This window comes from Pleomorphomonas oryzae DSM 16300 (genome assembly GCF_000422965.1).
Lineage (GTDB): Bacteria > Pseudomonadota > Alphaproteobacteria > Rhizobiales > Pleomorphomonadaceae > Pleomorphomonas > Pleomorphomonas oryzae.
Genome location: NZ_AUHB01000001.1, coordinates 555,304 through 580,828 on the forward strand (window position 1 = coordinate 555,304; position 25,525 = coordinate 580,828).

Below are 25,525 nucleotides of genomic sequence, written 5' to 3' on the forward strand. Positions count from 1 at the left end.
TGGAGGCGCCGGCATCCTGAGCAAGGGTGCCGGTTCCGCCCTCAATGTTTCGCCGTTCACCCGACCCGGCTGCCTTTATTCCGAGGCTTTCATGCTCATTCACAATACCTATCCGACCGATCATTACCGCGCCCTCGACGCAGCACATCATCTGCATCCATTCTCGGATACCCGCTCGCTCAACGCCGGTGGCGTCAGAGTCATCGTCAAAGGCGAAGGCGTCTGGCTGACGGACAGCGACGGCAACCGCATTCTCGACGGCATGTCGGGTCTGTGGTGCGTCAATATCGGCCATGGTCGGCCGGAAATCGCCGAGGCCGTGCAGCAGCAGATGGCCGAGATTTCCTACTACAATACGTTCTTCAAGACGACGCATCCGCCGGCGGTCGAACTCGCCGCGCTGATTGCCGAGGTGACACCCGAAGGCTTCAACCGCGTATTCTTCTGCGGCTCGGGCTCCGAGGCCAACGACACCATGCTCCGAATGGTGCGGACCTATTGGGCGACGCTCGGCAAGCCGGACAAGCAGACGATCATCGCTCGCCGCAATGCCTATCACGGCTCGACGGTGGCCGGCGCCTCGCTCGGCGGCATGACGCCGATGCATGCCCAAGGCGGATTGCCCATCCCCGGCATCCACCACATCGGCCAGCCCTATTGGTTCGATGAGGGCGGCGATCTGACGCCGGCCGAGTTCGGCCTCAAGGCGGCGCGCGAGCTTGAAGCCGCGATCGATCAGATCGGCGAAGACAAGGTCGCCGCCTTCATCGCCGAACCGATCCAGGGGGCCGGTGGCGTGATCATTCCACCGGACACCTATTGGCCGGAGGTCGCCCGCATCTGCCGCGAGCGCGATATCCTGTTCGTCTCCGACGAGGTCATCTGCGGCTTCGGCCGGCTCGGCAGTTGGTTCGGCGCCGAGCATTTCGGCATGAAGCCCGATCTGATGCCGATCGCCAAAGGTCTGTCCTCCGGTTACCTGCCGATCGGCGGTGTGCTGGTTTCCGACAAGGTGGCCGGGGTGATCGAGGACACCGGCGAGTTCAACCACGGTTTCACCTACTCGGCTCATCCGGTCTGCGCGGCGGCGGCGATCGCCAATCTCAAGATCCTGCGCGAGGAGAAACTGGTGGAGCGTGTCCGCGACGACATCGGCCCCTATCTCCGCGAACGCTGGCTGAAGCTCGGCGACCATCCGCTGGTCGGCGAGGCGCGTATGACCGGCTTGATGGGGGCATTGGAACTGGTTCCGGCAAAACCCTCACGCCGGCGCTTTGCCGGCAACGGCAGCATCGGTCTGCGCTGCCGCGAACATTCCTTCCGAAACGGCCTGGTGATGCGCCATGTTCATGACAGCATGGTCATCGCACCGCCCTTCGTGCTCACCCATGGAGAGGCTGACGAGTTGATCCGTCTTGCCACCCTGACGCTCGACATGACACATGCCGACCTGAAGCGCGACGGCCTGATGGGCTGAACATGCCACCGGCTGGGCGGCGGTAACCGCGCTGCCCAACTTTCGGATTACGCAGTCCCGATTGTTTCAGATAGGGTGCGACCGATAAGACGCGGACGACGCTGAAGCGACCGGGAGGACGGCCCCGTGGCGCAGGTTGGCCGGCCTTCCACCGACGTCCGGCCTGGCTTCAGGCAGAGACAACTTTTGGATCGAACAGCATGTTCTCCGCGCCAACCTTCATGCCCGCCGAAGGGCGAGCCCCCCACGTCGCTTCCTGGTATGCCGCCTCGGTCGGCGATATTCCAACCTATCCGGCGTTGAAAGGCCACCACCGGGCCGACGTGGCCATTGTCGGCGGTGGCTATACCGGCCTTTCCGCCGCGCTTTCCCTGTCGAAGGCCGGCTATAAGGTAGTGGTGATCGAGGCCAACAAGATCGGCTGGGGCGCTTCGGGCCGCAACGGCGGGCAGATTCATCCCGGCCAACGGCAGGATCCGGACTGGCTATCGGCAAGGATTGGCGAAGGACCGACGCGCGACCTTCTGCGGCTCGCCGACGAGGCGCGCGCCCATCTCGACCGGCTGATCAGCGACCACGCCATCGACTGCGACTTCCGGCCGGGCCTCATCCACACCGTTCACAAGCCGCGCTGGGTCGACGCGGAAAAGCGACACGTCGATCACCTCCAGCGGAAGTGGGGCATCGAACGTCAGTTTCTCGATCGGGATGAGACGGCGCGGCGGATCGGCACCGACGTCTATCACGCCGGCAGTTTCGACCCGCAGGGCGGCAAGCTGCACCCGCTGAAATTCGCCCTCGGTCTCGCCAAGGCGGCCGTTGCCGCCGGCGCGACGCTCCATGAAGACAGCCGCGTCATCGAAATCCGCCACGCGTCCAAGCCGATCGTCGTCACCGCCGATGGCGAGGCAATGGTCGACACGGTGATCATCGCCGGTAACGGCTATCTCGGCGGCCTCGACGCCGAGACCGACGCCCGCGTGCTGCCGATCAACAATTTCGTGGTCGCCACCGAGCCGCTCGACGAGGTGCTGATTCCTGGCGAGGAGGCGGTGAGCGACAGCCGCTTCGTCGTCTACTACTGGCACCAGACGCCCGACCGGCGGCTGGTTTTCGGTGGCGGCGAGACCTACAGCCACGATTTCCCTGAGGATATCGCGGCCTTCGTGCGGCCGCATCTCGCCCGCGTCTATCCCAAGCTCGCCAATGTGTCGGTCAGCCACGCCTGGGGCGGCACGCTCGGCATCACCTTCAACCGCATGCCGTTCATCCGCCGTCCGAAGCCCAATGTCTTCATCGCGGCCGGCTATTCCGGACAAGGAGTGATGCTGGCGCCTTTCGTCGGCCATGTGATTGCCGAGGCGGTGAGCGGCGCCATGGGCCGGTTCGATGTGTTCGCCAAGGTGCCGGTGCTGCCCTTCCCGGGCGGCTCGCTGCTGCGTTGGCCCACGCTGGTCGCCGCCATGACCTGGTTCAAGCTACTCGACAGTATCTGACGTGAAGTGGTGCAGTTTTCCGCGACAAATAGCCTATATCCTTTGTAGTCTTTCAATAATTCGCCGGCGGTGGGATGTTTTTTCCGCCGCCGCCATGCTTTTTGAAATGCTGACGCAGGCTCTTGGCCTGCCAATCGACTATGTGTCAGTCAGGATCGTTCCTTTGCGGATACCGGAATGCCCATGCTCGAGATTCTGACCGCCAACCGACTTTATGACGGCGATGTCGTCTACCGCACGGCCGCCGGCGACTGGGTCGCTGATGTCGATGCCGCGGAACTGATCGATAGTACCGATCGGCTTACCCTTGCCGTGGCTGCGGCGAACGCCGACGTCAAGGCGTCGAAAGTACTGGATGTGGCGCCGATTGCCGTCGAGGTGACGGACGGTCACATCGTGCCGAAGCGGCTCCGCGAGCGTATCCGCGCCTTCGGCCCCACCGTCAAGTCCGACCACCGGCCCGGTGCCAACTAAGAAGGAGGCCGCCATGTATCGCTATGACGAGTTCGACGCCGCCTTCGTGCGTGAGCGTGTCGTTCAGTTCTCCGACCAGGTGGAACGTCGACTGAAGGGCGAGATCACCGAGGACGAATTCAGGCCGCTTCGCCTGATGAACGGCGTCTATCTGCAGCTTCATGCCTATATGCTGCGCATCGCCGTTCCCTACGGTACGCTATCGTCGACCCAGATGCGTCGGCTCGCCCATATCGCCCGCACCTATGACAAAGGCTTCGGCCACTTCACGACCCGGCAGAACATCCAGTTCAACTGGCCGGCGCTGAAGGACGTGCCAGCCATTCTCAGTGAACTGGCCGAGGTGGAGATGCACGCCATCCAGACCTCTGGCAATTGCATCCGCAACGTCACCGCCGACCATTTCGCCGGCGCGGCCTTTGACGAGGCCGATGACCCTCGTCCCTATGCCGAAATCCTGCGGCAGTGGTCGTCGCTGCACCCCGAATTTTCGTTCCTGCCACGCAAGTTCAAGATTGCGGTGACCGGCGCTGCCCACGACCGTGCCGCCATTCGCCTGCACGACATCGGCCTTGAGGTGAAGCGTGGTGACGACGGCGGTATCGGCTTTGCCGTCTATGTCGGCGGCGGCCAAGGCCGTACACCAATGCTGGCCCGCGAGATCAACCCCTTCGTTCCGGAGGCGGACATTCTCGCCTATGTCGACGCGATCCTGCGCGTCTACAACCTGTTCGGCCGGCGTGACAACAAGTTCAAGGCGCGCATCAAGATCCTCGTCCACGAGACCGGCATCGACGAACTCAGGCGGATGGTGGAGGAGGAATTCGCTCAGATCCGTGGCGGCGTTCTCGGCCTGCCGGCCGAGGAAGCGGAGCGTATCCGCGCCTATTTCGCACCGCCTCGCTTCGAAGAGCGGCCGGCGGTTTCCGCCAAACTCAACGCGGCCCGTACCGCCAACCCGACGCTTGATCGCTTCGTCAAGCAGAACCTTCACCGCCACAAGGCACCGGGCTACACCTCGCTCACCATCTCGCTGAAGCCGATCGGCGGCATTCCGGGCGATGCCTCGGCTGATCAGATGGACGCCGTGGCAGTCATCGCCGAGACATGGGCCTTCTCGGAAATCCGCGTCAGCCACGAGCAGAACCTGATCCTGCCGCATCTGGCGCTCGACGATGTGCCTGATGTCTATCAAGCGCTTGCCGCGGCGGGATTGGCCACCGCCAATGCCGGCGCCATCACCGACATCATCGCCTGCCCTGGCCTCGACTATTGCGCGCTTGCCAACGCCCGGTCGATCCCGATCGCCTCGCAGCTTTCCGAGCGCTTCGGCGCGCCGGAACGGCAGGACGAGATTGGACCATTGTCGATCAAGATTTCCGGCTGCATCAACGCCTGCGGCCATCATCACGTCGGCCACATCGGCATTCTCGGCGTCGACCGCAAGGGCGAGGAGTTCTACCAGATCAGCCTCGGCGGCAACCCCGACGAGAGCGCGTCGATCGGTGAGATCATCGGACCCGGCTTTTACGCCGAGGGTGTCATCGACGCCGTCGAGACCGTCGTCGACACCTACATCAAGCTTCGGCTGTCGCCGGAAGAAACCTTCCTCACCGCCTATCGCCGGCTCGGCGAGGCGCCGTTCAAGGAGGCCCTTTATGGTGCTTGATGCGCTGGGCCTTGCCCTCGACCCGGACCAAGGGCTCGCCTCGGAGGCGCGCCTTCTCTCCGCCCGTCATGAAGGGGAAGAGGCGGAGGTGATCCTTGCCGCCGCCCTCGATCTTTATGACGGCAAGATCGCCCTGGTATCGAGCTTCGGCGCCGATAGTGCCGTGCTGCTTGCCATGGTCGCCGATATCGATCGTTCCCTGCCGGTGATCTTCCTCGATACCGGCAAGCTGTTTCCCGCGACAACCGCCTACCGCGACACCCTGGTGGAGGCGCTCGGCCTCACCGGCGTGATCACTCACGGTCCAAACGCTGCCGACCTCGCCGCGACCGATCCGGCTGGCGCCCTCTGGATGAGTGACACCGACGCCTGTTGCGAGATCCGCAAGGTGACGCCGCTGGCCGTCGCGCTGTCGCCGTATGCCGCCTGGATTTCCGGCCGCAAGCGCTACCAGGCTGAAACGCGCGCAAAGCTGCCGCTGTTCGAGGCCGCGAACGGCCGGATCAAGGTCAACCCGCTGCTCGGCTGGGACCGAGCCCGCATAGAATCCTATCGCGAGACGCGCCGGCTGCCGCCGCATCCGCTGGTCGCCGAAGGCTATCCGTCCATCGGCTGCCTGCCCTGCACTGACAGGGTGAAGCCAGGCGAAGACGAGCGCGCCGGTCGCTGGCGCGGCAAAGCGAAAACCGAATGCGGCATCCATCTCGGCCGGCCCTCGGGCGCAATCATTCCGGGGATTTGAACCATGGTCGCCACCGCCATCGTACCGCAGGCCGCTGCCACCAGTAGCTCGACGACCGATATCTATCGCGCCGGCCGCTTCGAGCCGAACGACTTCGCCATTGCGGCCGAGGATAATGGCGGCGACGGCCTGATCCTGCCGCTCGCCGCGTTGCGGGCGGCACTCGAAGGAAACAGCACCGGCAACCGCCAGCTGGGCCTCCTGTTCTCGCCGGCCGACCGGTTCGAAGACGCGGTGCCGCTTCTCGGCCAGGTCGCCGTCGTCGCCGTGGACTTCCCCAAGTTCTCCGATGGCCGCGGCTTCAGCCATGCCGCCCGCCTCGTCCGGGCCGGCTTTAGGGGCGAGATCCGAGCGGTTGGCGATGTGCTGATCGACGAAATCCCTTTGATGCGCCGTGTCGGCTTCACGGCTTTCGAGGTGAGCAACGAGACGGCCCGCCGCTATCTTGCTGAAGGCCGCGATCCCTCACCCAGCCTCCACTACCAGCCCGGCGCCTTGCCGGAGCCGCCGGCTGGAACGCGCCCCTGGCTCCGCCGCCGCACGACCTGATTGCCGCCCTTCGGGAAGTTTCGCCCGAATACGGATAGTCTGGCGGGATGGGCTTAGGCGATGCGGAACCGCCGGGCCTCGGCCGGATTGGCGAATACCTCGCGATCGAGACGGGTCAGCATATAGGATATGAGACCGGTCATGATCATGTCGGTCTGCCACGGCAGCGTCTCGATCACCGTCGACCGGCGTAGATCCTCCACCAGCGCCGACTCGATCGCCGCCTTCAGTCCCGTCTCGAACAGCGGATAGGCGCGCACCGAACCGCCGGTCAACACGATGCGACTGGGATTGATCAGCGCCATCAGCCGAGCCAGCCCATAACCGAGCGCTTCTCCGGCCCGAGCATAGATCGCCCGCGTCGCTTCGTCGCCGGCATAGGCGGCTGCCTCGTGGGCAATCAACTCGCCCTGCGTCGGGCGCACGCTGAGCGGCGGCGCATCCTCCGGCAGTCCGAGCGCCTGACGATGAATGGCGTAGTCGGCAATATAGGCTTCCAGGCAACCACGCCGGCCGCACTGACAAAGAGCCCCATTGGGCAAATGATTCATGTGGCCGAATTCGGCCGCCGATCCCGCGGCGCCGTGATGCAGGCGATCGCCGACGAACAGGCCCGCTCCCACACCCTGATCGACGAAGATCACTGCGAAAGTGCCGCTGTAGATGTCGGGATTGGCCTCATGCAGGGCCTGGGCGATCATATTGGCGTCGTTGGAGAGAATGCAGTTGCGGCCGGTCAGTACCCTGAGCGGCTCGACGAGACGCATGTCACGGACACTGAAAGCCGGCGACCACATCACCGATCCGGCGTTGGTGTCGACGAAGCCTTGCGCGCCGATGGCGATCTCCGCCACCTGACGGAAGTCGACGCCGTTATCGGCGACGATGCCGTGAAGAAGATCGGCCAGCTTCACGGGGAAACTGTCGCGCGTCTCCTCATAGGTCGGCACCGCCGCTTCCTTGTGAGCGATAATCCGCCCGTCGAAATCGGCGAGCTGCAGCACGACGCTGTCGCGCGAGATCTTGGCGGCCAGCACATAGCCCGCCGTGGGATCGAGACGCAGCATGACGCGCGGCCTGCCCCGCCGCACCGGCTCGGCCTGGGCTTCGCCGCCCTCCACCTCGTCGTCGCGCGCTTCGACCAGTCCCTCGGCGATCAGGTCGGCCGTGATGGCGGTAATGGTCGCCGGCGAGAGGCGCGTCTCGGCACCAAGATCGACACGGGCAATCGGCTCGCGCCGCCTCAGCGCCGACAGCACCAGCGAACGATTTTGTCGACGGACGTGATCGCTGTCGGCCTTACCGACCGAGACGCGACGCGACCCATCTCCACGCACGGTCATAATAATGCCTGTCCTCCCAGTCGGGGGGTCTCCTCCGACGCCCTAGATCGCAGTCCGTTTCAGAACCTCCGCCCTGCCCCGTTGGTGCGCACTCGAAGCGTGAGAAGCCCACCGCTCCCAACCGCGACCGAGCCGTCCGTTCGCCTCCCTCGCGGCGGCCAGCCTGAACCGATGCGAATATTGACATTGCGCTCCGCCTCGGTCCACGCTTTTTTTGGGCTTCAAAGATAATCATAGGGTCGAGCGGCATCGCTGTCTCGCTTCACAACACCAAGTCCGGCGCGTATTGTCCGCGCGCTCATGGGAACGACATTCGGGGGGACGTCTTCGACATGCGGAGGGTGCTTCCGGCCATCGCCTTCGGGTTGCTCTGTCAGGCGGCGGTCGCCTCGCCCGTGATCGGCATCAGTTGGCCAGGCGATACCACCTATCCCTGGAGAGTGGATTCGGAAGCGATCCGCAAGGCCGTGGCCGTCAACGCCGGCGCGGTGATCGAAACCGACGCCCGCCTGTCGGCTGCCAAACAAATTCTCGACGTCAAAAGCCTTATCGAGGCGCACATCGACGTGCTGATCGTCGCCGCCGTCGATCCGCGGGCCATGGAGTCGCCGATCCGGGCGGCCGTTGCCGCCGGCATCCCGGTCATCGGGTATGATCGCCCGATCGATCTCGACGGGGTGATCTCGATCGGCTTCAATCAGATCGATGTCGGACGGCTGCAGGCGCTGGCTCTTTACGCGGCCCGGCCGCGCGGCAATTGGGTGCTGCTCAAAGGCGATTTTGACGATCCTCAGACGGCTCGTCTCTATGCCGGCCAAATAGGTGTGCTGAAGGATTCCCTGAATGCCGGCCTGATCCGGATCGCCGGGGAAGCCTATACGCCGGGCGGCCTGTCGCTCAACGCTCGCCGAGCGTTCGGCAACATTCTCGACGACACCCGCAATGCGGTTGACGCCGTCCTGGCGCCCGATGACGCGAGCGCCGGCGAGGCCATTTCCGTGCTGGAGGAGCGAGGCCTTGCCGACAAGGTCGCCGTCGTTGGCCAGGGCGGCGATCCGATGACGCTCAACCGTATTGCCCGTGGACTGCAGACGGCCACCATCTGGGAAGATCACGCAGCGCTGGCCCGCAAGGCCGGCGAGGTGGCGCTCAAGCTGGCAGATGGCCGTCCGCCGCGGGAGCTCGGGGTGGCCAAGCCGACCGATGATGGCAAAGGCACCACTTACGAGCTCTATCTCCAACCCTTTACCATCACCGTCGATGCACTTGGTCTCGTCTTGTCGGCCGGTTGGATCGACAGCCAGCGCCTCTGCCAGGACGTACCGGCCGGCCGCATTACCGATTGTCGCTGAACGCCCGGCGTCTGATCAGGCGAACAGCTCGGGCTGGCGCCGGCGCAAAGCCTCGACAAGCAGCCGCGTCTTGAGATCGAGCGCCTCGCCGCCATCGGCAAGTTCGGCCAGCGCCGACAGCGACAGCTCGACCACTTCGATCTCTTCGTTCTCCTCGGCAAGACCGCCGCCCTTGCCGCGCGGTGCCGTAGGATCGATCTCGCCGAGATAGAGCCAGACCCGCTCGGTCACCGAGCCCGGGCAAGAGTATGGATGGCCAAGAAACTCAAGCTTGCCAATGACGCAACCGGCTTCCTCCCAGGCCTCGCGGCGCACGGCCGTCTCGCCATTTTCGCCGTCATCGACAATGCCGGCAATCGCTTCGAGCGTGATGCCGTGGCCATCGGCCAGGAGCGCGGCGGCACGGACTTGCCGGACCAGAACGGCCGTACGGCGAATCGGGTCGTAGATCAGGACGGCGGCACCATCGCCATGGTCATGAACCTCGCGCCGCACCAGCCGGGGCTCGCCATGAACGGTCGTTTCGAGAACCGCGACTTCCAGCGTCAACCAGCCGTCGTAGACGGTTCGGCGCTCTTTGATCGACACGGGAGGCAAATGGTTGTCGGCCAGCTGGTCTGCCACGTGGAATCTCCCTGTCGCCGTTGGTGCGGTCCTTGATAGCCGCCCACCATCGCCCTCGCCAGCGCTGGCGGTCCGACAATCGGCATTGCCGACACCACCTCAGGGGCCGCTGTCGCCGGTCAGCAACAGTGGGACGCAGCACATTGGGATCTGAAGGTACGGTCTGAGCTTGACCGCCGCCCCCCGCCTCGGCCAAATGCAGCAACCATCGTTTGGGAGCCCAGCATGACCGATCTGTCCTGTCTCGCCGTCGTCCTCGCGGCCGGAGAAGGCACGCGCATGAAATCCGATTTGCCGAAAGTGCTGCACGCGGTCGGAGGCAGGCCACTCATCGATGCCGTGATCGAAAGCGCCCGCGCCGGGGGAGCCCACCGTCTTGCCATCGTGATTGGCGCCGGCGCCGACAAGGTGCGCGCCCACCTCGGCAAGGCCGCGCCCGACGCGCAGGTCTTCGAACAGCGGGAGCGGCTCGGCACCGCCCATGCGGCGCTGGCCGCCCGCGAGGCTCTTGTTCACCATCAAGGACCGGTTCTCGTGTTGTTCGGCGACACGCCGCTCGTCCGGCCCGAGACGATCGCCGCCCTCATCGGCCGGCTTTCTGCCGGCGCCGATATTGCCCTGCTCGGTTTCACCACGGACGCGCCCACCGGCTATGGCCGGCTGATTATCAAAGATGAGAGGCTTGTCGCCATCATCGAGGAGAGAGAGGCCGACGCTGCGACCAAGGCGATTCGTCTCTGCAACTCGGGCATCATGGCGTTCAGGGCCGGGCTCTTGCCGGAGCTGCTCGAAGCGATCGGCAACGCCAATGCCAAGGGTGAGTATTATCTGACCGATGCCATCGCTCTGGGAACGGCGCGCGGCCTTCGAGCCGAAGCGGTGATCGGCGATGACGAAAGCGAATTCGTCGGCATCAACGACCGCGTCCAGCTGGCAGCCGCCGAAGCGATCTTTCAGCAGCGGGCGCGTGCCGAGGCCATGGCGGCCGGTGTGACGCTGGTCGCGCCGGATACAGTATTCTTCTCCTTCGATACCAAACTCGACCGCGACGTGGTCGTCGACCCCAATGTGGTGTTCGCCCCCGGGGTGCAGGTGGCCTCGGGTACCGTCATCCGGGCTTTCAGCCATCTTGAAGGGGCCAGAGTTGCCAGCGGGGCCGTGATTGGTCCTTACGCGCGTCTTCGGCCGGGCGCCGATCTTGCCGAGAATGTCCACGTCGGCAATTTCGTGGAGATCAAGAATGCCCGCGTTGATCAGGGCGCCAAGGTCAATCATCTCACCTACATCGGCGATGCCGCCATCGGCGCGCGCACCAATGTTGGCGCCGGCACGATCACCTGCAACTATGATGGCGTTTTCAAGCACAAGACCATCATCGGGGCCGACGTCTTCGTTGGCTCCAACACCGTCATGGTGGCGCCGGTCACAGTCGGCAACAATGCGCTGACGGCAGCCGGTTCGGTGATTACCGCCGACGTGCCGGATGGTGCCATGGCTTTCGGCCGTGCCCGACAGGAAGTGAAGGAAGGCATGGGCGCGGCAAAGAAGGCTGCGCTCGCAGCCAAGAAGGCCGCCGCGAAGTCCAGCGGCTAATTACGCCCCGCGGCGTCTTTCTGACCGCTGACTGGCAATGCAAGTTGGCCATCCCAATGGATGGCGGTGCCGATTCATTCCCTTTTGCCTCAATTGTCGCGCCGAAACCGACGGGTGGCGATACATCGCGCGCGCCAACTGAACGGTCGGGGAGACAATCTCCGGTAGGAAAATTCAGGGGAGTACAGCGCCCCGCGACGAGGCGACAAAAGCACCGAGGCCTACCGCTTCGGTGTTCGCTCGGCAGGTTTTACGGCGTGAGCGCAGCTTCCGAACCGTTTGCCAACGTTTTCGATACCAAGAGCTGACCGAAACGTTCATCAAAACATGGACGATCCTGCACTATTTCTTCCCATGGAAGCGCTTCTCCAAGCCAACCTTCCCTAGGGAAGGTTGGCGGGCAATCGACTCCTCAGCACGATCCGGGATAGCGACATGCTTCTTATGGTTTTATCATATCATCGTTTTTCGTCTCTAAATTGTATTTTTGTATTTTACCTATAAAAATTTTGTTTGAGAATCGAATTTATAATCTGAAGATCTTTGAAAACCGCTCAAAATTCTCCTAAAGTCGAATTTTCCCTTTTGATTACGGCAGGTTGAGTGAGCACCGTATTCCCCTAAAGCGAAAATGCAAGGGATTGCACGGATAAAGCCGGGGCTTGCAGAGGAGGGAGCGCTTGGCTAAACTATTACATAAAGTCGATCCGGCGCCTGGGAAGAGGCACGGACATTCCGGCTGATTTGGGGGAAAAATCAGGCATGACAGGGAGTTGCGAGCGTGATGCCGACGGCAGTGCGCGGCCTATGGCCGGTTCTGTCCGTCTATTTGCGGAGCGTAGTCCCGACAAGAAAGAATCGCGCCCCACTCGGCAAGGCATTTCGTCCACGGACAAAGATGTCACCGATAGGTACTTGGCGGTCAGGATGACGGGAGGATTTTCCTCTTCGGCCATTCTGGCCTTTGTGGCAGTCCCGGATCTCGCCGGACCGTTGGTAAATGACAGTCGGTCCATGGCGCGCGCCAACTCGTTAGTCGATGGTCGGTACGCCGAAGGTCTGGACAGCGACGCGGTTTCGGTGAAACTGCCGGTGGGAAAACAAGATCTGTGCGCCGCCCATCGTGCGGATTTGGCCTACGGCTCTCCGGAAGTATTTCGGAGTCAATGGTTCGCCGCCCCGTTCGGGCGGTGTCGCGACGGCGATCGTGCGATTGCCTTTCGCATCAAGGAGGTCCTTCCCCCTGCCCGGCAGCAGCCGGCTTGGACGGAAGGAGCGGATCCGGCGGCAATCCGCCGGACCCCAACAGGGAATAAGGCGGGTACATCCTGCTTTATGAGGACGTCAGGGGCGATTAGCGCCTGACGAATTGGTCACCAACTCACACGGAATTCCCTGAGAGGAGCGGCAAGTCGCCAACTCTCGCGGGATTGAAGGGGGAGAGAATGAAGCTTACCAAGATTCTGGCTGCCACGCTCGTGATCGGCGTTTCCGCCATGGCCACCGCGTCTTACGCCGCCGACAAGGGCAAGGTTGGCATTGCCATGCCGACGCAGTCCTCGTCGCGTTGGATCTCCGACGGCCACAGCATGGTCGATCAGTTCAAGGCTGCCGGCTTCGAGACCGACCTTCAGTACGCTGAAGACGACATCCCGAACCAGCTGAACCAGATCGAGAACATGGTGACCAAGGGCGTCAACGTCCTCGTTATCGCCTCGATCGACGGCACGACGCTGACGGACATCCTCGCCAAGGCCCATGAAGCCGGCGTCAAGGTGTTCGCCTACGACCGTCTGATCCGTAACTCGCCGAACGTCGACTACTATTCGACCTTCGACAACTTCCAGGTTGGCGTGCTCCAGGCCTCGTCGCTTGAGACCCCGCTCGGCCTCAAGGACGGCAAGGGTCCGTTCAACATCGAACTGTTCGCCGGCTCGCCCGACGACAACAATGCGACGTTCTTCTTCAATGGCGCCATGAGCGTCCTGAAGCCCTACATCGACAGCGGCAAGCTCGTCGTGCAGTCGAAGCAGACTGAGTTCGCTCAGGTTGCGACGATGCGCTGGGACGGTGCCACCGCCCAGGCCCGCATGGATAATATCCTGTCGGCCAACTACACCGACAAGCATGTCGATGCCGTGCTGTCGCCGTATGACGGCATCTCGATCGGCATCATCTCCTCGCTCAAGGGCGTCGGCTACGGCACCCAGGGCACCCCGATGCCGTACGTCTCCGGCCAGGACGCCGAACTGCCGTCCGTCAAGGCGATTGTCGCCGGCGAGCAGTATTCGACGATCTTCAAGGACACCCGCGAGCTCGCCAAGCAGACCGTGAAGATGGTCTCTCAGGCTCTCGAGGGCAAGGAAGTTGAAGTCAACGACACCAAGACCTATGACAACGGCGTGAAGGTTGTTCCGTCCTTCCTGCTGAAGCCGGTTCTGGTGACCAAGGACAACTACATGGACGTGGTGATCAAGTCTGGTTACTACAAGGAAGACCAGCTGAAGTAACCTTCGGCTCACGACTTTCCGCGCGGGGTACATCCCCGCGCGGTCTTCAAATCTGCCCGCTGCGCGGATCGGTGCGTTCCTTGGACGCCCTGGCGGCAATACACCAACAACAAGACTATTCTGCCTGTCGCCCATCGGAGATCGGCGGACAAAGGAGCCTCGCGTGAGCACGAACGTGATCCTGGAGATGCGCAACATCACCAAGACGTTTCCCGGCGTCATGGCGTTGCGCGATGTGAGCTTTTCGGTTGAGGAAGGCGAAATCCACGCGCTCTGCGGTGAAAACGGCGCCGGCAAGTCGACGCTGATGAAGGTGCTGAGCGGCGTCTATCCCCACGGCACCTATGACGGCGAGATCTACTACAACGGCGAGCTGAAGAAGTTCGGCTCGATCAAGGATACCGAAGAAGAAGGTATCATCATCATTCACCAGGAACTCGCGCTGATCCCGATGCTGTCGATCGCCGAGAACATCTTCCTGGGCAACGAGGTTGCCAAGGGCGGCGTCATCAACTGGGCCGAGGCGACGCGTCGCACCACAGAGCTTCTGGCCAAGGTCGGCCTCAAGGAAAACCCCTCGACGCTGATCACCAACATCGGCGTCGGCAAGCAGCAGCTGGTGGAGATCGCCAAGGCGCTGTCCAAGAAGGTCAAGCTGCTCATCCTCGACGAGCCGACCGCCTCGCTCAACGAGAGCGACTCCAACGCCCTTCTCGATCTCCTCCTGGAGTTCAAGAAGCAGGGCCTGACCTCGATCATCATCTCGCACAAGCTCAACGAGATCTCCCGCGTCGCCGACAAGATCACCGTGCTGCGCGACGGCGCCACCGTCGAGACGCTCGACTGCCATGCCGAGACAATCTCCGAGGCGCGCATCATCCGCGGCATGGTCGGTCGCGAACTCAGCGACCGCTTTCCCAAGCGCGTACCGAAGATCGGCGAGACCATCTTCGAGGTACGTAACTGGACGGCCTATCACCCGATCCATTCCGACCGGAAGATCTCCAACGGCATCAACCTCAACGTCAAGCGCGGCGAGGTGGTGGGCATCGCCGGCCTGATGGGTGCCGGCCGCACTGAGTTCGCCATGAGCGTGTTCGGCCACTCCTACGGCCAGAAGATCTCCGGCGAGGTGCTGATCAACGGCAAGCCGGCCGACGTCTCCAACGTCGAGCGGGCGATCAAGTCGGGCCTTGCCTATGTCACCGAGGATCGCAAGCAGCTCGGCCTCGTCCTGATCAACAACGTGATGCACAACACCACGCTGGCCAACCACAAGGGCATCTCGAAGAACTTCGTCATCGACGAGCACACCGAGCGCAAGGCGGCCAACGAATATCGCCAGAAGCTCCGGATCCGCACGCCCAGCATCTATCAGGATGTCGTCAACCTCTCCGGTGGCAACCAGCAGAAGGTCGTGCTGGCCAAGTGGCTGTTTGCCAACCCGGACGTCTTGATCCTCGACGAGCCGACGCGCGGCATCGACGTCGGCGCCAAATACGAGATCTACACCATCGTCAACGACCTCGTCGCCGCCGGCAAGGCGGTCATCTTCATCTCCTCGGAAATGCCGGAACTGCTCGGAACCTGCGACCGCATCTACGTCATGAACGAAGGTGCGATCGTCGCCGAAATGCCCGTCGCCGAGGCCAGCCAGGAAAACATCATGGGCGCCATCATGCGCTCGGGGGAGAAGGTTTGATGAATACGCCCAACGAAGCCACCCAGACGGCCTCGCCGTCGCTTGCCGTCTTCCTCCGGCAGAACATGCGAGAGTATGGCATCCTGATTGCTCTGGTGGTGATCATGGTGTTCTTCCAGGTCATCACTCACGGTGTACTGTTCCGGCCCGTTAACCTGACCAATCTGGTTCTGCAGAACTCGTTCGTCGTCATCATGGCGCTCGGCATGTTGTTGGTCATCGTCGCCGGACACATTGACCTCTCCGTCGGCTCCATCGTTGCCATCATCGGCGCCGTGGCCGCCGTGATGATGGTGAACTACAAGATCGATCCTTGGACGACGTCGCTCGTCTGCCTCATCCTTGGCGGCGCCATCGGCGCGGCACAGGGTTATTGGGTGGCCTATCACCACATCCCCGCCTTCATCGTCACACTGGCCGGCATGCTGATCTTCCGTGGCCTTACCCTCTGGCTGCTGGGCGGCATGAATATTGGCCCATTCCCGATAGAATTCCAGCGGCTATCAACGGGCTTTGTCCCCGATTTTACATGGTTCTTCGGCTCATTCAGCTTCAGCATTCCTTGGCTTCAGATTAACTCATTCTTCATCGCCCTTAATGATCAGGCTGTTGGTCCATTTGACATCCAATCGACCTTCATTGAGTGGACAATTGTTAATACAAGTACGCTACTGCTTACGCTCTGCGTAATACTTGGAATGGTTTATTCGAATTACCGTTCTAGACAAATCAATCTGCGACACGGAATTGAAGTTGAACCGGGCATTTTCTTCGTAATTCAAAATTTAATCACTTCTATTGTTATTCTTTTCGTCGGTCTACAGCTGTCCACTTACAAAGGAATACCAAATATTCTTGTTGTTATGGGTGTCCTGGTCGTCTTCTATGTCTTCATCACCACCCGCACGACCATCGGCCGCCGCATCTATGCCCTCGGCGGCAATGAGAAGGCGACGCGGCTCTCCGGTATCAACACCGAGCGCCTGAGCTTTTATACCTTCATCAACATGGGCGTTCTCGCCGGCTTCGCCGGTCTGATCGTCGCTGCCCGCCTCAACTCCTCGACCCCGAAGGCCGGTAACGGCTTCGAGCTCGACGTCATCGCCGCCTGCTTCATCGGTGGTGCTTCGACGACCGGTGGCGTGGGCAAGATCACCGGCGCGGTGGTCGGTGCCTTCATCATGGGCGTGCTGAACAACGGCATGTCGATCATGGGCCTCGGCATCGACTTCCAGCAGATGGTCAAGGGTGCCGTCCTGCTCGCCGCCGTCGTCTTCGACCTCTACAACAAGCAGAAGGGCTGAGTTCTCCTCTGCCGTTCCATTGACGAGCCGGGGCCTGCGGGCCCCGGCTTTTTTTGTGGCCGGGACACCTACTGTCCCTGGTGACGCGCTATAGGCGGCTCGCGATCGGATTATCGAAGCGGCGGGAATAAACGCCGCCATGAGGTGTTGTTGAGGCTGGGGCATGCCGCCCCGGAGTAAAACCGATGCGACACCCCTTGCCTGATCACATCCCAAGCGGCTTCCGGCGACGCCTGACCATCCTTTCGCTGTTGCCGCTCCTGCTCGCTGCCGTCCCGGCGGGCGCCACGAGTTTCGACGGCCTTGCCGGCCGCTACGCCGTCGGCGAGCGATCGAGCGTCACCTTCTCGATTACGGGTGCGCTCGTCCCGACCGTGCATGGCAGCTTCCGCAGCTTCTCGGGAACCTTCCATCTAGATCCCGTGCATGCCGAGCGATCATCGGTCGCCTTCTCGGTCGCCTCGGGCTCGGTCACCACCGGCATTGCCCCGCTCGACAGCTTGCTCCGATCATCGGCCGTGTTCGATGCAGCAGACCATCCGGACATCCGCTTCGCGTCGACCGCCGTGCGCCGAACATCGGAGACCACCGCCGAGGTGGACGGCCTGCTGACCCTGAAGGGGCAGACGCTGGCCGAGCATTTCACCGTGACGCTGACTGGTCAGGGCGACGGACGGCCGGAATTTCATGTGGTCGGGCGCGTAGCGCGTTCGGCCTTCGGAATGAACATCGGCCGGCCGCTCTACTCGGATGACGTGGTGTTTGACCTCGCCGTCGACGGTCGTCACCTGGGCGCCGCTAGCTAACGAAAAGCCCCGCTCCCTGACGCAAGAGGCCGCGCCCTCGCGGGACGCGGCCCCTTTCTTCATCAGGCCAAGAGCGCGACTCAGAAGCCCGAGAAGCGCCACTCGATACGATGACGATAGGTCTCGCCCGGGCGCAGCACCGAACTCGGATAGCTGGGCTCGTTGGGGGCGTTGGGGAAGGTCTGCGGCTCCAGTGCGAAGCCGGCGTTCTTCAACTGCTCGGAGAACGGCGCCTTGATGGCTGGCGTGAAATGCTCGCCGGTATAGAGCTGAATGGCCGGCTCGGTGGTCCAGACCTCCAGCGTGCGGCCCGTCAAGGGCTCAATGGCGCGAGCGCCGAGATGCAGATCGCCGCGTCCAGCATCGAGAACGAAGTTGTGGTCATAGGGGCCGGCAATCGGCCGCTTCTCACGGAAGTCGAAGCGGGTGCCCGCCACCTCGGCCAACGGCCCGACGGGGATGAGATCGGCATTTACCGGCGTGTAACGGCTCGCCGGAATCTGCAGGAGATGACCGAGGATGTCGCCCTTGCCCAAAAGGTTCCAATAGACGTGGTGCGTCAGGTTGACCACCGTCGGCTTGGTCGTGGTCGCCGTCATCTCCAGGTAGAGCGTGTGCCCCCTGAACCCATAGGCCGCCTTGACGGCGAGCGCGCCGGGATAGCCCATGTCGCCATCGGGCGAATCGAGATGAAAGATGACTTCATTGCCAGTCTTTTCCTCTTTCCACGCCAGATGGCCGAAGCCGTCGGCGCCGCCATGCAACTGCTTGACGCCCTCGTTGGCCGGCAGACGATAGGTAACGCCGTCGAGGGTGAAGCTGGCACCGGCGATGCGGTTGGCAAAGCGTCCACAGATCGCACCGGCCCAGCCATCGCCATCCGGCGCGTTGAGACGGCCGGATGATCCGATCACCGTCTGCACCGGTCCGCCCGTCTTCGTCGGAATATAGAGCGCCACCAATTGCGCGCCGGCCGGACTGAAAATGGCCTTGAGGCCTTCGCCACCGTCAAGCGTGATAAGGTTCTCAACCGGATGTGTCATGCTTCTCTCCCCGCGCTCACCTGGAGCTACCTTCTCAATATCCAGTAATCTCGCTCAAGTTCCCGAAAAACAAAAGGTTTTTTCGATGTTGGTCTTTCGACCGACTTCCATGCTCGGTCGGTTGTGGCATAGTCGCACCAGTCTTCCGCAAACGTTGCTAAACTATGATTCGCGGAGGGGTGTTTAGCCGTTCTGTGGGGGTTTCATGACACGACGGATGGCAGTGAAGCGCTCGCACCAAGACGAGATCGTACGCGAGCTCGCTCATGAAATCGTCGGTGGCCGCCGGCCGGAGGGCAGCCTTCTACCGTCGGACGCCGAGTTGATGGCCCGCTTCGGTGTATCGCGGACCGTTCTGCGAGAAACGCTGAAGACGTTGGCCGCCAAAGGCCTCATTCAACCGAAAACCCGTGTTGGCACTCGCGTCGTCGAACGGACGAACTGGAACCTGTTCGATCCGGATATGCTGCGCTGGCATCTCGACTGCGGCATCGGCCTGGAATTGCTCGCTCATCTCTCGGATGTTCGTCTCGCTTTGGAGCCAGTGGCGGCGTCGCTCGCCGCCCGGCGGCGGAGCGAGGCGGATGTTGCCACCCTTCACGCGGTGGTCGACCGCATGGAAGCGCCGGAGGCGTCTCCCGAGATGTTTGCAGCCGCCGATCTGGACTTTCACCTCACCATTGCTCGCCTCAGCGGCAACCCATTTTTCCGCACGGCATCGGCTCTGATCGAGGTGGCACTGGCCGCTACCTTTGCCATCACGACGCCAGTGAACAATCCGGCAGCCAAGGCCGCTTCCTGCGAGGCGCACCGCCGTGTCGTGACGGCCATTGCCGATGCGGACGACAAGGCAGCGGCTGCCGCCATCGTGGAAACGATCCGGGCCGGCGCGGCGCGCGTGGCCGCGGCGGCGAAGAGATAATGATGGGGCCACGCGATCAGTGACTGTCGCGTGGCGGGCTGTCCGCCACCTTCTGATATTTCACCGCCATTTCCATGACGGCGCCATCGGCGAGCTGGCCGACCGTTGCTCGATAGAGCTCCTGCCACGGCGTCTGGCTGGCCGGATACACGGGTTGGAAAGCGACGCGGCGGCGCTCCCACTCCTCGGCGTCGACAAGGGCGTCGGCGGTACCGGCGTTGAGATCGACGCGAATACGATCGCCGGTCTTGAGAAGACCCAGGCCGCCGCCCACCGCCGCTTCGGGCGAAGCGTTGAGAATGGAAGGCGAGCCGGACGTTCCGGACTGGCGACCATCTCCCATGCAGGGCAGCTCGCTGATTCCGCGCTCGATGAGAGCGGCCGGCGGCTGCATGTTGACGACCTCGGCCGAGCCCGGCCAGCCGACCGGTCCGGCATAGCGGATCACCAGGATCGTCTCGGGCGCGATGCCGAGGGACGGGTCCTCGATACGGTGGTGATAATCCTCGGAGCCGTCGAAGACGACAACCGGCCCCTCGAAAACATTCTCCGAGCCGGGCCTCGCCAGATAGCGAAGGCGGAATTCCTCGGAAATCACCGAGGTCTTCATGATGGCAGCGTCGAAGAGATTGCCCTTCAGCACGATGAAGCCGGCCTTCTCCTTGATCGGTGCATCGTAGGGCTTGATCACTTCGCCATCGGGCGCTGGGAACGGCGCCAGGTTTTCCGCCATGGTCCGGCCGGTGACGGTCAGCGCATCGCCGTGGAGCCGACGATGGTCGAGCAGCGCCTTCATCACCACCGGCAGACCGCCGGCCCGGTGAAAGCCCTCGGATAGATAGTGACCGGCCGGCTGCATGTTGACCATCAGCGGCACATCGTAACCGACGGTTTGCCAATCCATCGGCTCGATCGGAACCCCCGCATGGCGGGCGATGGCGACGATGTGCGGCTGGGCATTGGTGGAGCCGCCGATGGCCGAATTGACGACGATGGCGTTCTCGATCGCCTGCCGCGTCAGGATCTTCGAGGGTCTGAGGTCTTCCTCGACCATGGCGACGATACGCTCGCCGGTGCGATAGGCCATCTGCCCGCGCTCGCGATAGGGTGCGGGAATGGCGGCATTGCCGGGCAGACTCATGCCGAGCGCCTCGGCAAGGCAGTTCATGGTGGAGGCGGTGCCCATGGTGTTGCAGTAGCCATCGGATGGCGCCGAGGCCGCAGCGGCTTCGATGAACTGCTCATAATCGATCTCGCCGGTGGCGAGCTGCAGCCGCTTTTCCCAGATGATGGTACCCGAGCCGGCGAGCCGCCCCTCGTACCAGCCGTCGAGCATCGGCCCGCCAGAAAGGACGATGGCCGGCAAATCGACGGTAGCCGCCGCCATGATCAGCGCCGGCGTCGTCTTGTCGCAGCCCGTTGTCAGCACCACGCCGTCGAGCGGATAGCCGTGCAGGATCTCGACGAGACCGAGATAGGCGAGGTTGCGATCGAGCGCCGCCGTCGGCCGCCGCCCTGTTTCCTGGATGGGATGGACCGGAAACTCGAAGGCGATGCCGCCCGCCGCCCTGATGCCCTCGCGCACCCTTTCAGCGAGGCGCAGATGGACGCGGTTGCAGGGCGACAGATCGGAGCCGGTCTGGGCGATGCCGATGATCGGCCGATCAGACCGCAACTCCTCAAGGGTCAGCCCGTAATTGAGGTATCGCTCGAGATAGAGCGCCGTCATCGACGGATTGTCCGGATTGTCGAACCAGAGCTTGTGACGGCGCGGCTTGGACATCGTGTCCTCCTGTCAGGATAAGGCGTTCAGCCGATCAGGACGGTCGGCTGCGGCAGTCCGTGGAAGGGGCCATCGACCAGAAAAGTCCAGCCGGCCTCAGGCTCCGCGGCACGTTTTTCCGCGTCATAGCCCTCATAAGCCGAGGTTACGATGAGACGGTCGAGAGCAGGGCCGGCAAACGCCGGGCAGCTCACTTGCCGGGCAGGCAGCGAGACGCTTCTGACAAGGCGGCCATCCGGATCGTAGGCATCAACGGCGTGACCACCCCAGCGCGCGTTCCACAGGAGGCCATCGGCGTCGACCGTGGCGCCGTCGGGGCCACCGCCGCTCACCCGGCAGAACACCTGCCGGTCGCCCATGGGTAGGCCGGTCGCCGGATCGACGGCGATTCTGTAGATCACATGCTCCGTCGTATCGGAGAAATAGGCGGTGCGACCGTCGGGAGAAAAGGAGATCGCATTGGGAATGGTGAGGTCCTCGGCGATCAGCCTGAGTTCGCCGGCGCGATACCACCATATGCGGCCAAACCCCGGCTCGAACCGCCAGCCCATGGTGGAAATCCAGAGCGCGCCGGACGGGTGGACGGCGCCGTCGTTGCTGCGCGTGCCAGGCTTCTCGTCCCAGAAGGGACGAAGCTCGATCAGTGCGCCGCTGTCGATCGACCTGAGGTGCAGCCCCGCGTCGCTGGCGATCAAATGGCTTTGGTCATCGACACGGGCGGCAACAGTGGCGTGGAAAGGCAGGTCGTGGATGCGAGGCGTCGCGTCGTCGAGCCCCATCTCCAGGAATTGGCGCTCCATGATGTCGAACCAGAAGGCCTTGACTCGCCCCGGGTGCCAGCTTGGTCCCTCGCCGAGGTGACAGGCGTGGCTGGACAACACGGAAACCTGGGTCATGTTCTCCTCCACGTCGGTCGGCACGCTCCACCCGCCAACGGAAACGACAATAGCTTTCCGCCTCCGGCTTGGCTAGCCAAAGCGCAAATTAGTCGTACTAATTAATCGCTTTCCCTATTGATAAGGCCACGCGCGGAACAGCGCTGTCGCCTCGGCTGCGGTGGTCAAGGCGGCGAGGCGAGGATAATCGGACAGCGTCACCACGTCGGGTACCATCTCGGTGATGAAGGTTCCGGCCACGGCCAGCGTGATGCCGGCCTCGCTCAGAGGCGGCCCCAGCAACCAGTCTGCCCCGGCAATATCGGCTTCAACGGCGGAAAGGGCGGCCTTGAGCTGACCGGCGACCCGATCGAGCCAGGGCGCATGCTGCTTCTCGGCCGGGCGGAGCTGACGCTCATAGACGGTCTGCACCGCCTTCTCGCAGGCTGCGAGACCGAGGCCCGTGAGACGGATATCGAGGGCCGCCAGCTTTGGCTCGGTCGGTCCGAGTGTCTTGCCGTTGCTCAAAACCTTCAACGCATAATCGATGATCAGTGTGGAATCGAGCAGCACCACGCCATCGTCGTTCACCGCCGTCGGCGCCTTGACCACCGGGTTGATCGCGGCAAATTCCTTGTAGTGGCGGAAGACCGACAGCGATTCATGCACGAAGGCAATGTCGAGAGCGGCGAGCGTCAGGGCGGTACGACGGACGTAGGGCGAATCGAGCATGCCGATAAGGCGCATGACAAACCTCGAAATGAAGCAGATGGCGACCCGCTGGAAAATTGCGGGTCAATGGTTCGACGCTTCCATAGCTTACGGCAAAAGCCCGGCGGGCCGAAACGGGCTTTCGCAGCCTCAACAGTCAGCCGGCGGCGAGCCGCTCACGGGCCGATGGTGCGGCAACCGCTTCCGGTAGGGACGCCGGACGGCCAAAATAATAGCCCTGGAAAACCTGACAGCCGGCTGCCTTCATCAGTAGATACTGCTCTTCGGTCTCGACGCCCTCGGCCAACACGCGGGTACCGAGCGCACGGGCAAGCTCGGTGATGGCCGTCACGAAGGTCATATCGACATCGCTCGATCCAGCGGCGTGAACATAGCTCTTGTCGATCTTCAGGCAGTCGAAGCGGAATTTCCGGAGATATTGCAGCGAGGCAAAACCCGACCCGAAATCATCGAGGACGATCATGACGCCGGCCGCCCGCAACCCTTCGAGATTGGCCCGCTCCACCGAGCCGAAATCGAGGAAGACGGTCTCGGTGATTTCCAGCACGAGACGGGAAGCCGGTAAGCCAGCAGTGGTCAGTTCATTGACGACGAAGGCAGCAAAGCCAGACTGTTTCAGCTGAACGGCCGATACGTTGATCCCGAACTGATATTGTCCATAACGGACAGCGTCGCGGATAACGCGGCGGATCACCCATTCGCCGACTTCCTCGATCAGCGTCGACTGCTCGGCAACCGAGATGAATTCCGCTGGCGGGATCGTACCGCGCAACGGATGGTGCCAGCGGATCAGCGCCTCGAAGGCCGTTTGCTCGACGCCGTCGGCGGCGACGATCGGCTGATAGTGCATGTCGAGCTGATTGAGGTAGATGGCAGCGCGCAGTTCGCGGGTCAGCAGCCGCGTATAGCGGTCGTCGACCAGCATGCGGGCGTTGTAGGACAGCACCGTTCCTCGCGCCTGTTTGGCCTTGTAAAGGGCGAGGTCGGCGAGATTGACGAGCTCAAGGGCGATGTGTGTGTCGTCGGGCGCCATGGCGATGCCGGCCGTCGCCGACAGACGCATGGTGCGGCCATTGATCTGTACCGGCAGACGCAAGCGGTCGAGTAGCGCTTTCACCGCCTGCACCACCTCACCACGCGACGCGCAATCGGTGAGCAGCAGTGCAAACTCATCGCCACCAAGCCGGCCTATAGTGGCTTTCGGCAGTTCATCGCGGCAAATGCGCACCAACTGGGCGAGCGCCTCGTCGCCGGCAGCGTGGCCAAAGGTGTCGTTGAGCGCTTTGAGATGATCGAGGTCCAGCATCACGTAGGCGTGCCGGCGATCCCCACCGGTCTGAACGCGACGGCGCAACTCGTCGAGAAAATCGGCACGTGTCAGCGCCAAAGTAACAGGATCGACTCGGGCCGAGCTCTCCGCATGCTCCTCGCCCTGCATCAAGGCGAGACTCTTGCGCACCAGCAGGAAGCCGATAACGACGATCAGCAGAAGAAGCAGCGTTTCGGACACCAAGCCCGCCAGCAAGCCTGGCTGCCAGGAGGGTGGCAATGCACCGTGAAGGACGAACATCAAGGCCAGTGCCATGGCCAGACAGGATGTCGCGAGCGCCCCTACGAGCAACGAAACGCGCCGGCTGACGCTCAGCGCGGTTTGAAGTTGTTTTCCGAGCGCCATCCTTCACCTTTATGCCTAGGCAAATTTACAGCGCTCTTATGAATTTTTCGCAAATCCGAGTTCAGTTTTTTGACACGACCGCATGCAACCACGGAGTCGGATTGCCTAAGCGGATATAAATTCGGACGGCCCCATGCGAGATGAGGCCGTCCGTACCGGCATGCGCCACCTGAGGGAGGATTGACGCGTGCCGATTTGATAGCGAGCTGAAAGATCGGTCAGGCAGCCTTGAGAGCGGCCTGATTGACCGAGCCGTCAGCGATCTTCGTCAGATTGAAATCGGTCGCCTCTTCCTCGGCAAGCGTCTCCTTCAGGAGCTTGGAGGCCTGCTTCTGGCCGATCAGTTCGGCCCAGCGGCACATGGTGCCGTAGCGCGCGATCTCGTAATGTTCGACAGCCTGGGCAGTGGCGATGAGGCCGGCGTCGATCGCTTCTGAGCCGGCAAAGGATTCGAGAATTTCTTCGCCCTCTTCGACGATCCCGTCGATGGCCGGGCAGGTCTTGCCGCGGGCCGGCTTGCCGATGAGCTCGAACACCTGCTGCAGGCGCTCGACCTGCACTTCGGTTTCTTCGCGATGCTTCTCAAACGCGGCCTTCAGCTCGGACGACTGAGCGCCACGCGCCATTTTCGGCAGCGTCTTCAATATCTTGCGTTCTGCGTAGTAGACATCCTTGAGCATGTCGAGGAATAGATCGTCAAGCGATTTGGTCTTCATGGTTTCACCTCTACGCTGGGAGAAAGGTTGCGGAGAGTTCAACCGCCGAAGACGCTAATTGTTCCATCTGCCGGAGCGTCATTCGACGCGATACATCCTCTCGCTCGAGAGCTGTCCGGTAGTCGGGAACAATCTCCG

General features: G+C 62.6%; 21 protein-coding genes. 13 read left to right on the forward strand and 8 right to left on the reverse strand.

Annotated features, from left to right (window positions below):
* Nucleotides 1–91 precede the first annotated feature (91 nt).
* From G522_RS0102575 to G522_RS25250, 6 genes are all read left to right on the forward strand, one after another.
* A complete protein-coding gene (locus G522_RS0102575; RefSeq protein WP_026789712.1) occupies nt 92–1,477 on the forward strand; it encodes an aspartate aminotransferase family protein in 1,386 nt (461 codons plus the stop codon).
* A gap of 200 nt (nt 1,478–1,677) precedes the next feature.
* On the forward strand, nt 1,678–2,973 hold the full coding sequence (locus tag G522_RS0102580; protein ID WP_245586573.1) for an NAD(P)/FAD-dependent oxidoreductase: 1,296 nt from the start codon (nt 1,678–1,680) through the stop codon (nt 2,971–2,973).
* 177 nt (nt 2,974–3,150) lie between these two features.
* On the forward strand, nt 3,151–3,447 hold the full coding sequence (locus G522_RS0102585) for a DUF2849 domain-containing protein (protein WP_051228141.1): 297 nt from the start codon (nt 3,151–3,153) through the stop codon (nt 3,445–3,447).
* A gap of 13 nt (nt 3,448–3,460) precedes the next feature.
* Nucleotides 3,461–5,116: a nitrite/sulfite reductase gene (locus G522_RS0102590; protein WP_026789715.1), complete on the forward strand. Its 1,656-nt coding sequence runs from the start codon at nt 3,461–3,463 to the stop codon at nt 5,114–5,116.
* A complete protein-coding gene (locus tag G522_RS25245; protein WP_036837632.1) occupies nt 5,106–5,858 on the forward strand; it encodes a phosphoadenylyl-sulfate reductase in 753 nt (250 codons plus the stop codon). Before G522_RS0102590 ends, G522_RS25245 begins: the two co-directional genes overlap by 11 nt.
* 3 nt (nt 5,859–5,861) lie before the next feature.
* Nucleotides 5,862–6,407: a DUF934 domain-containing protein gene (locus G522_RS25250; protein ID WP_051228143.1), complete on the forward strand. Its 546-nt coding sequence runs from the start codon at nt 5,862–5,864 to the stop codon at nt 6,405–6,407.
* 53 nt (nt 6,408–6,460) lie between these two features.
* On the opposite strand, the gene G522_RS25255 is transcribed toward G522_RS25250, so the two are convergent.
* Nucleotides 6,461–7,750, reverse strand: coding sequence for an ROK family protein (locus G522_RS25255; protein ID WP_051228145.1), 1,290 nt, complete (start codon nt 7,748–7,750; stop codon nt 6,461–6,463).
* Nucleotides 7,751–8,082: 332 nt separating this feature from the next.
* Here G522_RS25255 and G522_RS0102610 point away from each other — a divergent pair, with 332 nt between their 5' ends.
* Nucleotides 8,083–9,102: a substrate-binding domain-containing protein gene (locus G522_RS0102610; protein WP_026789716.1), complete on the forward strand. Its 1,020-nt coding sequence runs from the start codon at nt 8,083–8,085 to the stop codon at nt 9,100–9,102.
* A 15-nt stretch (nt 9,103–9,117) separates the two neighbouring features.
* Here G522_RS0102610 and G522_RS0102615 read toward each other — a convergent pair whose 3' ends face one another.
* Nucleotides 9,118–9,726, reverse strand: coding sequence for an NUDIX domain-containing protein (locus G522_RS0102615; RefSeq protein WP_051228146.1), 609 nt, complete (start codon nt 9,724–9,726; stop codon nt 9,118–9,120).
* Between the two features lie 225 nt (nt 9,727–9,951).
* Here G522_RS0102615 and glmU point away from each other — a divergent pair, with 225 nt between their 5' ends.
* The 5 genes from glmU (at nt 9,952) to G522_RS25260 (ending at nt 17,641) form a co-directional block, all read left to right on the forward strand.
* Nucleotides 9,952–11,319 carry a bifunctional UDP-N-acetylglucosamine diphosphorylase/glucosamine-1-phosphate N-acetyltransferase GlmU gene (gene glmU / locus G522_RS0102620; protein WP_026789718.1) on the forward strand — a complete coding sequence of 456 codons (1,368 nt, stop codon included), beginning with the start codon at nt 9,952–9,954 and terminating at the stop codon, nt 11,317–11,319.
* 1,445 nt (nt 11,320–12,764) lie between these two features.
* The gene (chvE, locus tag G522_RS0102630) at nt 12,765–13,829 is read left to right on the forward strand and encodes a multiple monosaccharide ABC transporter substrate-binding protein (protein WP_026789720.1); all 1,065 of its coding nucleotides are present in this window, start codon (nt 12,765–12,767) and stop codon (nt 13,827–13,829) included.
* A 187-nt stretch (nt 13,830–14,016) separates the two neighbouring features.
* A complete protein-coding gene (gene mmsA / locus G522_RS0102635; protein WP_036837878.1) occupies nt 14,017–15,531 on the forward strand; it encodes a multiple monosaccharide ABC transporter ATP-binding protein in 1,515 nt (504 codons plus the stop codon).
* Nucleotides 15,531–16,835, forward strand: a complete 1,305-nt coding sequence (gene mmsB / locus G522_RS0102640; RefSeq protein ID WP_026789722.1) for a multiple monosaccharide ABC transporter permease — start codon at nt 15,531–15,533, stop codon at nt 16,833–16,835. The genes mmsA and mmsB overlap by 1 nt, the downstream gene beginning before the upstream one ends.
* A 185-nt stretch (nt 16,836–17,020) precedes the next feature.
* Nucleotides 17,021–17,641, forward strand: coding sequence for a YceI family protein (locus G522_RS25260; RefSeq protein WP_051228148.1), 621 nt, complete (start codon nt 17,021–17,023; stop codon nt 17,639–17,641).
* 80 nt (nt 17,642–17,721) lie between these two features.
* On the opposite strand, the gene G522_RS25265 is transcribed toward G522_RS25260, so the two are convergent.
* A complete protein-coding gene (locus G522_RS25265; RefSeq protein ID WP_036837634.1) occupies nt 17,722–18,684 on the reverse strand; it encodes an aldose epimerase family protein in 963 nt (320 codons plus the stop codon).
* Between the two features lie 205 nt (nt 18,685–18,889).
* Here G522_RS25265 and G522_RS0102655 point away from each other — a divergent pair, with 205 nt between their 5' ends.
* Nucleotides 18,890–19,606 (forward strand): FadR/GntR family transcriptional regulator, encoded by a 717-nt coding sequence (locus G522_RS0102655; protein WP_026789723.1) that lies wholly within the window; start codon nt 18,890–18,892, stop codon nt 19,604–19,606.
* Nucleotides 19,607–19,622: 16 nt separating this feature from the next.
* On the opposite strand, the gene G522_RS0102660 is transcribed toward G522_RS0102655, so the two are convergent.
* From G522_RS0102660 to G522_RS0102680, 5 genes are all read right to left on the reverse strand, one after another.
* On the reverse strand, nt 19,623–21,389 hold the full coding sequence (locus G522_RS0102660) for an IlvD/Edd family dehydratase (RefSeq protein ID WP_026789724.1): 1,767 nt from the start codon (nt 21,387–21,389) through the stop codon (nt 19,623–19,625).
* A gap of 26 nt (nt 21,390–21,415) precedes the next feature.
* Nucleotides 21,416–22,285, reverse strand: a complete 870-nt coding sequence (locus G522_RS0102665; RefSeq protein WP_026789725.1) for an SMP-30/gluconolactonase/LRE family protein — start codon at nt 22,283–22,285, stop codon at nt 21,416–21,418.
* A gap of 114 nt (nt 22,286–22,399) precedes the next feature.
* Nucleotides 22,400–23,011: a glutathione S-transferase family protein gene (locus tag G522_RS0102670; RefSeq protein WP_026789726.1), complete on the reverse strand. Its 612-nt coding sequence runs from the start codon at nt 23,009–23,011 to the stop codon at nt 22,400–22,402.
* Nucleotides 23,012–23,132: 121 nt separating this feature from the next.
* Nucleotides 23,133–24,506, reverse strand: coding sequence for a putative bifunctional diguanylate cyclase/phosphodiesterase (locus G522_RS25270; RefSeq protein ID WP_169453462.1), 1,374 nt, complete (start codon nt 24,504–24,506; stop codon nt 23,133–23,135).
* A gap of 383 nt (nt 24,507–24,889) precedes the next feature.
* The gene (locus tag G522_RS0102680) at nt 24,890–25,387 is read right to left on the reverse strand and encodes a YciE/YciF ferroxidase family protein (protein ID WP_026789727.1); all 498 of its coding nucleotides are present in this window, start codon (nt 25,385–25,387) and stop codon (nt 24,890–24,892) included.
* Nucleotides 25,388–25,525 lie beyond the last annotated feature (138 nt).

Bases quoted from the DNA above. Each gene is read 5' to 3' on its own strand.
- G522_RS0102670 (WP_026789726.1), bottom strand. From the start codon at position 23,011: ATGCGCCTTATCGGCATGCTCGATTCGCCCTACGTCCGTCGTACCGCC.
- glmU (WP_026789718.1), top strand. From the start codon at position 9,952: ATGACCGATCTGTCCTGTCTCGCCGTCGTCCTCGCGGCCGGAGAAGGC.
- mmsB (WP_026789722.1), top strand. From the start codon at position 15,531: ATGAATACGCCCAACGAAGCCACCCAGACGGCCTCGCCGTCGCTTGCC.
- G522_RS0102660 (WP_026789724.1), bottom strand. From the start codon at position 21,389: ATGTCCAAGCCGCGCCGTCACAAGCTCTGGTTCGACAATCCGGACAAT.
- G522_RS0102610 (WP_026789716.1), top strand. From the start codon at position 8,083: ATGCGGAGGGTGCTTCCGGCCATCGCCTTCGGGTTGCTCTGTCAGGCG.
- G522_RS25265 (WP_036837634.1), bottom strand. From the start codon at position 18,684: ATGACACATCCGGTTGAGAACCTTATCACGCTTGACGGTGGCGAAGGC.
- G522_RS0102585 (WP_051228141.1), top strand. From the start codon at position 3,151: ATGCCCATGCTCGAGATTCTGACCGCCAACCGACTTTATGACGGCGAT.
- G522_RS25250 (WP_051228143.1), top strand. From the start codon at position 5,862: ATGGTCGCCACCGCCATCGTACCGCAGGCCGCTGCCACCAGTAGCTCG.
- mmsA (WP_036837878.1), top strand. From the start codon at position 14,017: ATGCGCAACATCACCAAGACGTTTCCCGGCGTCATGGCGTTGCGCGAT.
- G522_RS25260 (WP_051228148.1), top strand. From the start codon at position 17,021: ATGCGACACCCCTTGCCTGATCACATCCCAAGCGGCTTCCGGCGACGC.
- G522_RS0102580 (WP_245586573.1), top strand. From the start codon at position 1,678: ATGTTCTCCGCGCCAACCTTCATGCCCGCCGAAGGGCGAGCCCCCCAC.
- chvE (WP_026789720.1), top strand. From the start codon at position 12,765: ATGAAGCTTACCAAGATTCTGGCTGCCACGCTCGTGATCGGCGTTTCC.
- G522_RS25245 (WP_036837632.1), top strand. From the start codon at position 5,106: ATGGTGCTTGATGCGCTGGGCCTTGCCCTCGACCCGGACCAAGGGCTC.
- G522_RS0102655 (WP_026789723.1), top strand. From the start codon at position 18,890: ATGACACGACGGATGGCAGTGAAGCGCTCGCACCAAGACGAGATCGTA.
- G522_RS0102680 (WP_026789727.1), bottom strand. From the start codon at position 25,387: ATGAAGACCAAATCGCTTGACGATCTATTCCTCGACATGCTCAAGGAT.
- G522_RS25255 (WP_051228145.1), bottom strand. From the start codon at position 7,750: ATGACCGTGCGTGGAGATGGGTCGCGTCGCGTCTCGGTCGGTAAGGCC.
- G522_RS0102665 (WP_026789725.1), bottom strand. From the start codon at position 22,285: ATGACCCAGGTTTCCGTGTTGTCCAGCCACGCCTGTCACCTCGGCGAG.
- G522_RS0102575 (WP_026789712.1), top strand. From the start codon at position 92: ATGCTCATTCACAATACCTATCCGACCGATCATTACCGCGCCCTCGAC.
- G522_RS0102590 (WP_026789715.1), top strand. From the start codon at position 3,461: ATGTATCGCTATGACGAGTTCGACGCCGCCTTCGTGCGTGAGCGTGTC.